7 protein-coding genes are annotated in these 6,914 nt (G+C 52.2%); all 7 read right to left on the bottom strand.

Annotated elements, in window-relative coordinates; all coding sequences use genetic code 11:
- Nucleotides 1-459: 459 nt before the first annotated feature.
- The 7 genes from nth to rsxA are packed head-to-tail and all read right to left on the bottom strand — an operon-like array spanning nucleotide 460 to nucleotide 6,851.
- A complete protein-coding gene (gene nth / locus E0D98_RS02910; protein WP_001030339.1) occupies nucleotides 460-1,095 on the bottom strand; it encodes an endonuclease III in 636 nt (211 codons plus the stop codon).
- Nucleotides 1,095-1,790: an electron transport complex subunit RsxE gene (gene rsxE, locus E0D98_RS02905; protein WP_001289669.1), complete on the bottom strand. Its 696-nt coding sequence runs from the start codon at nucleotides 1,788-1,790 to the stop codon at nucleotides 1,095-1,097. The genes nth and rsxE overlap by 1 nt, the downstream gene beginning before the upstream one ends.
- A gap of 3 nt (nucleotides 1,791-1,793) precedes the next feature.
- A complete protein-coding gene (gene rsxG / locus E0D98_RS02900; RefSeq protein ID WP_000920784.1) occupies nucleotides 1,794-2,414 on the bottom strand; it encodes an electron transport complex subunit RsxG in 621 nt (206 codons plus the stop codon).
- 3 nt (nucleotides 2,415-2,417) lie between these two features.
- A complete protein-coding gene (gene rsxD / locus E0D98_RS02895) occupies nucleotides 2,418-3,476 on the bottom strand; it encodes an electron transport complex subunit RsxD (RefSeq protein WP_000231922.1) in 1,059 nt (352 codons plus the stop codon).
- Nucleotides 3,477-5,699, bottom strand: a complete 2,223-nt coding sequence (rsxC, locus tag E0D98_RS02890) for an electron transport complex subunit RsxC (protein ID WP_096955445.1) — start codon at nucleotides 5,697-5,699, stop codon at nucleotides 3,477-3,479.
- A complete protein-coding gene (rsxB, locus tag E0D98_RS02885) occupies nucleotides 5,692-6,270 on the bottom strand; it encodes an electron transport complex subunit RsxB (RefSeq protein ID WP_000991809.1) in 579 nt (192 codons plus the stop codon). The genes rsxC and rsxB overlap by 8 nt, the downstream gene beginning before the upstream one ends.
- Complete coding sequence (rsxA, locus tag E0D98_RS02880; protein ID WP_000133193.1) at nucleotides 6,270-6,851, bottom strand: electron transport complex subunit RsxA; 582 nt, start codon at nucleotides 6,849-6,851, stop codon at nucleotides 6,270-6,272. The genes rsxB and rsxA overlap by 1 nt, the downstream gene beginning before the upstream one ends.
- Between the last annotated feature and the right edge of the window lie 63 nt (nucleotides 6,852-6,914).

Below are 6,914 nucleotides of genomic sequence, written 5' to 3'. Positions count from 1 at the left end.
ACATATAACTGAGGCGGGGAATTCAACCATTCCGGGAAATGTTATCCAGCGTTAAATTTTTCAAAAAACGTAACGGCAGATTTTTTCACTGCACTGAGAGGGGGGTGATGGCTTAACGGCGATATGTTCTGCTATTTAGCGTTTTTACTAGTGAGATAGTCCAGTTTCTGAAAAATAGCCAGTGTAATGTTTTGTAGGTCAATATTTGTTGCGTGTGTAAATTTAAATGATTTTAACCTGATTCTTGCAATGTTTTTACATTGCGACAGCATCGTGATCTTGATCACGAATGAATAGAAAATTTCGCTATTAAAAAAACAATTAACCTGCATTTTTGGTTATCCGCAAACGGATTACCTGATGATAACGCTAAGCAATGGCATCATTCACGTTAAAAAGATGTTTTAAAAGAGGATAAAGAAAGGTTATCAATGGGGTAATCGGTGTTACCCCTTTTCTTCAGATGTCAACTTTCTCTTTGTATTCACAAAGATCTTCAATAATACAAGAGCCACAGCGGGGCTTGCGGGCAATGCAGGTATAACGCCCGTGCAGGATCAACCAATGGTGGCAGTCGACTTTAAACTCTGCCGGAACCACTTTCAGTAGCTTTTCTTCTACCTGTTCGACGTTTTTCCCCGGCGCAAATTGAGTACGATTACAAACGCGGAAAATGTGCGTGTCGACAGCAATAGTCGGCCAGCCGAATGCAGTGTTTAATACGACGTTGGCTGTTTTACGACCTACGCCGGGCAGGGCTTCAAGCGCAGCACGATCTTCCGGAACCTCGCCATTATGCTGCTCCAGCAAGATACGGCAGGTTTTGATGATATTTTCTGCTTTGCTGTTATAAAGCCCAATCGTTTTGATATAGGTTTTCACCCCTTCAACGCCCAGTTCAAGCATCGCTGCAGGCGTATTCGCCACCGGGTAGAGTTTCGCCGTCGCCTTATTAACACTGACATCGGTCGCCTGAGCGGAAAGCAGTACGGCAATCAGCAATTCAAAAGGCGAACTGAAATTAAGCTCGGTGGTGGGATGAGGATTGTTCTCACGCAGGCGAGTGAGGATCTCCAGGCGTTTTGCTTTGTTCATCAGACATTCCCTGTTTCACCGTTTGGCAATGCACGTTCGGCAGTTGCTTCAGCACGGCGCTTTTTCATTCTTTCATCAATCAGGTATTTTCCTGCCAGCATCAGTCCCAGGCCAATAAATGCACCTGGAGGCAGCATCGCCAGCAGGAAAGGGGAGTCGGTGTGGAAAATTTCCACGCGTAATACTTTTGCCCAGCTACCTAACAGCGCATCTGCACCGTCAAACAATGTGCCATTGCCGATAATTTCGCGTAGTGAACCCAGCACGAACATGGCGCAGGTTGCGCCCATACCAATTGAAAAGCCGTCCAGTGCCGAAAGCGCCGGACCTTTTTTGGCGGCGAAGGCTTCAGCGCGGCCCACAACGATACAGTTAGTGACAATCAGCGGAATAAAAATCCCTAATGATTGATACAGGCCAAAGGCGTAGGCGTTGATCAGCATCTGTACAGCGCTGACCACCGAGGCGATGATCATCACGTAAATGGGAATGCGGATCTCGGCTGGCGTCCAGTGACGCAGCGTCGAAATGGTCAGGTTGGTCAGCGTCAGTACCAGCGTAGTCGCAAGTCCTAAACCCAGAGAGTTAGTGGCAGTGGACGTGACCGCCAACAGAGGACAAAGGCCGAGCAACTGGACCAGCGCAGAGTTGTTTTTCCACAACCCCTGAACAATAACGTCTTTAATTTCGCTCACGCTTTATTCTCCACAGGCAGGAAGTTGAGAAAGTTGTGCCGGTAACGTCTGAGCGTACAATCCGGCGCGTTTTACCGCATTAACCACCGCGCGGGGAGTAATCGTCGCGCCGGTGAACTGGTCGAAATCACCACCATCTTTCTTCACCGCCCAGTGCGCATCATCTGCACCACTGATTTTTTTACCCGCAAAATGGGTGATCCAGTCAGAAAGGCGCAGTTCGATTTTATCGCCAAGCCCTGGCGTTTCGTGGTGCTCTGTCACGCGCGTGCCAAGTACCGTGCCGTTAAAATCGGCTCCCACCAGCAGCTGAATCGCACCGGAATAGCCATCTGGCGCGGTTGCTTCCAGAACGGCGGCTACCGGTTTGTCATCCTGTTTGGCGATGTAAACCCGATGCTCACCTTTACCTAACTCTGGCGCAGTTACCAGATAGCAACTCTGTGCCAGCGCATTGTTATAGCGTTCGGCTGGCAGCACCTGATCAAATAATGCCTTTTGTTGCAGACTGGCCTGTTCAGCAATCGTCGTTTTGGTCATCTGGTTGATGGCCGCAGTTAACCCTGTTGAACCCGCTGCAAATAGCGCTAACGTAATGCCGTGTTTTCGGATAGTTTTCAGCATGGTTTACCCTTTGCGATGGCCGTAGACGCGCGGACGCGTGTAGTAATCGATCAGAGGAACCGTGATGTTCGCCAGCAGGACGGCAAAAGCCACGCCGTCAGGATAGCCGCCGAAACTGCGGATCAACCAGACTAATAAGCCCGCAAGCGCGCCGAAAATAAGACGACCACGATTGGTCGTAGAAGCGGTAACCGGGTCAGTCAAAATAAAGAATGCGCCGAGCATGGTCGCACCAGACAGCAGATGAATTTGCGGTGCTGCCAGTGTTTCTGGTGAGAACAACCAGCCCAACGTTGCGCATAACGCCAGCGTTACTAAGAAGCTGAGGGGAATATGCCAGCGAATCGCTTTCTGCCATAGCAACCACAGGCCGCCAGCCAGCCAGGCGAGATTTACCCATTGCCAACCAGCGCCCGCCAGAATACCGCTGTAGATCGGATATTGCATAATCTGTTCAACCGAATGACCGGCACGGACAGAGGTTTTAAATGTATCCAGCGGTGTCGCCTGACTAATGCCATCAATACCTAAGCGTAGTGTGTTCATATCACCACCACTGGCGGTATGCCCGCTGAAAATAACCTGTATGGCGTCGATAAAACCAGGGATGTTGACCGCAATTTCATGTGGCGGTAACCAGCTGGTCATCTGCACCGGGAAGGAGATCAGTAAGACCACATAACCAATCATTGCTGGATTAAACGGGTTTTGCCCCAGACCGCCATACAACTGTTTAGCGATGATCACCGCAAACACCGTACCCAGCACGACCATCCACCATGGCGCGAGGGGGGGAATACTTACCGCCAGCAATAAGCCTGTCAGCAATGCTGAGTTATCTTTCAACGTTGCGGCTACCGACTGCTTGCGTAGTTTGAGTACGAGAGCTTCGGCTAACAGAGCACTAACCGATGCCAACAGGATCTGAACGAGAGTACCCCAACCAAAAAACCACAGTTGCGCTGCGATTCCTGGCACGGCTGCGAGCAACACCAACAGCATAATGCGCGATGTCTGGCGCTGGTTATGGGTATAAGGGGAGCTAGCTATTCTGAATACCATTTAGTCCTCGTTTACAACCTTCTGCTGGGCGGCTTTTTTGGCCTGAGCGCGGGCAATAGCCGCGGCAACTGCCGCTTTGCGCGGATCAACCTGTTCTTCTGGTTCTGCGTTAGTCTGTTGCTGTTCCAGCTTGCGCGCTTTGGCACGGGCAATAGCGGCTTCGACGGCGGCTTTGCGCGGATCAACCTGTTCTTCTGGTTCCGCATTAGCCTGTTGCTGTTCCAGTTTGCGCGCTTTGGCTCGGGCAATAGCGGCTTCGACGGCGGCTTTGCGCGGATCAACCTGTTCTTCTGGTTCCGCATTAGACTGTTGCTGTTCCAGCTTGCGCGCTTTGGCACGGGCAATAGCGGCTTCGACGGCGGCTTTGCGCGGATCGACCTGTTCTTCTGGTTCCGCATTAGCCTGTTGCTGTTCCAGCTTGCGCGCTTTGGCACGGGCAATAGCGGCTTCGACGGCGGCTTTGCGCGGATCGACCTGTTCTTCTGGTTCCGCATTAGCCTGTTGCTGTTCCAGCTTGCGCGCTTTGGCGCGGGCGATAGCTGCTTCAACGGCAGTTTTACGTGGATCAGCAACGGTTGCTGCGTCGTTAGTTTGCTGCAGTTCTGCCTGTTTCGCTCTGACTTGCGCTTTACGGGCTTCCCGTGCTGCAATAATTGCACTGTTATCCGGGCGTTCGCCCGCTTTAATCACAATAGGCTGTGTAGCCTGGGCCTGTTTCTCTTTCACCCGCGCCAGAGCGGCAGCAATCGCATCTTTATCTTTGGCTGCAGGTTGAACGGCTGCGCTCTTATGTCGTTCAAGGCGAGCCGCTTTTTCGCGCTCCAGACGAGCCTGGCGCGCTTCGAAACGCGCTTTGGCTTCTGCGGCGCGCTTTTCTTCCTGACGAATAGCCGCAATTTCAGCTTTTTCCTGACGGAAATATTGCACCAGGGGAATATTGCTCGGGCAAACCCACGCGCAAGCCCCACATTCAATGCAATCAGCAATGTTATGCGTGGTAGCTTTATCGTGTTGCTGACCTTTGCTGAACCAGTACAACTGTTGCGGCAAAAGATCCGCAGGGCAGGCGTCAGCACAGGCGCTACACCGGATGCAGCTTTGTTCTTCCTGTGGTTCGCCAAGTTCATTGGCAGAGGGAGCCAACAGACAGTTGGTAATCTTTACGACCGGGACATCCAGCCATGGCAAGGTAAAGCCCATTAGCGGGCCACCCATAATCACCATTTGATCGGCAGAGGGGCAGAATCCGGCATCATTCAATAAATGACGCACTGGCGTCCCCAGCCGTGCCCAGACGTTGCCCGGGCGAGCGATTGCTTCGCCAGTCAGGGTTACAACACGCTCGGTAATCGGCTCGCCATCAATAACGGCACGTTTCACTGCATAAGCAGTGCCGACGTTTTGCATTAATACGCCGATATCGGATGAACGCCCGCCATGTGGAACCTGCTTCCCGGTCAGAATGTAGGTTAATTGTTTAGCACCGCCAGAAGGATATTTGGTTGGAATCACCCGCAGAGAAATATCGTTAGAGTCCGCCAGCACCGCGCGCAGCATGGAAATCGCCTGCGGTTTGTTATCTTCAATGCCGATAAGAATTTCGCGTGGCTGCAGAATATGCGCAAGAATGCGAATACCCTCTACGACCTGAGCCGCGCAATCCTGCATCAAACGGTCATCGGCGGTAATGTACGGCTCGCACTCAGCCGCGTTGATAATCAACGTTTCAATCTTATCTCCGCCACCCTGCAATTTAACGCCTGTCGGGAATCCTGCACCGCCCAGCCCGGCAACACCAAACTGATGTATGCGCTCGATTAACTCTTCGCGACTGCGAGTGCGATAATCGGCCCAGCCGTCGCGCGGGATCCAGCAGTCTTCACCATCGGCATCAATAATCACGCTTAATTCAGCTAAAGCTGAAGGATGAGCCGTAGAGTGGGGCGCAATAGCCGTAACGGTACCCGAGGTGGGCGCGTGAACAGGCAGCATTTTGCCGCGACCACGGGTAAGCGGCTGGCCGCGCAATACTTTATCGCCGACGCTAACGCACAACTCACCTTCAGCGCCAATATGCTGTTTCAGTGGAATAACAAAACGCTGCGCCAGTGGTACCTGGCGCAGGGGTGTACCGTTGGACTGGGTTTTCATCTCCGGTGGATGGATGCCGCCGTTGAAATCCCAGATTTTATTTTTTCTGAATGCAGAGAATAACTTAAGCATGGTGTTCCACGGGAATGATACGCACGGGAATGGTGTTCAGATCCCATTTCCAGGAGTCAGGTGTTTCTGCGACCGGTTGCAACGAGATGCAGTGCGTCGGGCACGGATCAACACATAAATTGCAGCCCGTACAGAGATCACTCATTACCGTATGCATGGCACGGGTAGCGCCAACGATGGCGTCTACCGGACAAGCCTGAATACATTTAGTGCAGCCAATACAGTTATTTTCATCAATAACCGCCACCATCCGCGCAGGCGTTAGCTCTTGCGCTTCGCCATCCAGCGGCTGCGGCTCGACATTAAGCAACTCGGCAATTTTTAGCATCACAGCTTCGCCACCTGGGGCGCAACGGTTGATTTTTTCACCGTTACAGCTGATGGCTTCCGCGTAGGGGCGACAGCCGGGATAACCGCACTGACCACACTGGCTCTGCGGTAAGATTTCGTCAATTTTCTCAACGACCGGATCGTCTTCCACCGCAAAACGGCGGGAGGCATAACCCAGAATGGCGCCAAACGCCAGGCCCAGCAGGCTCACGGCGGCAACGGCAATCCAGATAGCATTCATTACAACTTCACCAAACCACTAAAGCCCATAAAGGCCAGAGACATAAGACCTGCGGTAATTAACGCAATGGCATTACCGCGAAAAGGTGCCGGGACATCAGCCACAGCAAGGCGTTCGCGGATGGCGGCGAAGAGCACCATCACCAGCGAGAAACCGACAGCGGCGGAAAAACCGTACAGCGCCGACTGCAAGAAATTGTGCCCGAGATTGATATTCAGCAACGCCACGCCGAGCACTGCACAGTTGGTGGTGATAAGCGGCAAAAAAATCCCCAGCAGACGGTAAAGCACCGGGCTGGTTTTGCGCACCACCATCTCGGTGAACTGCACGACCACAGCAATCACCAGAATAAATGCCAGGGTGCGCAGGTAAATCAGATTAAGTGGGATCAAAATCCACGTATCGATAAGCCAGGCGCAAATAGACGCCAGCGTCATCACAAACGTTGTTGCCAGCCCCATGCCCATCGCGGTTTCCAGTTTTTTGGAAACCCCCATAAACGGACAGAGACCGAGAAACTTGACCAGTACAAAGTTATTGACCAGTACAGTTCCGACAAACAGTAACAGGTAGTCAGTCATTTTTCGGCCTGAAATAAAAAAGCCGCCTATTATCCGTTAATCCAGAGCAGGCGACAACAGGTT

This window comes from Escherichia sp. KCJ4928 (assembly GCF_004352695.1).
Taxonomy (GTDB): domain Bacteria; phylum Pseudomonadota; class Gammaproteobacteria; order Enterobacterales; family Enterobacteriaceae; genus ECMA0423.
Note: the sequence above shows the minus strand (reverse complement) of the source record. Positions and strands in the feature narration are given on the sequence as shown.

What these genes read in the sequence shown, in the direction of transcription:
- rsxD (WP_000231922.1), bottom strand. Translation starts at nt 3,476, where the DNA reads ATGGTATTCAGAATAGCTAGCTCCCCTTATACCCATAACCAGCGCCAG.
- nth (WP_001030339.1), bottom strand. Translation starts at nt 1,095, where the DNA reads ATGAACAAAGCAAAACGCCTGGAGATCCTCACTCGCCTGCGTGAGAAC.
- rsxG (WP_000920784.1), bottom strand. Translation starts at nt 2,414, where the DNA reads ATGCTGAAAACTATCCGAAAACACGGCATTACGTTAGCGCTATTTGCA.
- rsxC (WP_096955445.1), bottom strand. Translation starts at nt 5,699, where the DNA reads ATGCTTAAGTTATTCTCTGCATTCAGAAAAAATAAAATCTGGGATTTC.
- rsxA (WP_000133193.1), bottom strand. Translation starts at nt 6,851, where the DNA reads ATGACTGACTACCTGTTACTGTTTGTCGGAACTGTACTGGTCAATAAC.
- rsxB (WP_000991809.1), bottom strand. Translation starts at nt 6,270, where the DNA reads ATGAATGCTATCTGGATTGCCGTTGCCGCCGTGAGCCTGCTGGGCCTG.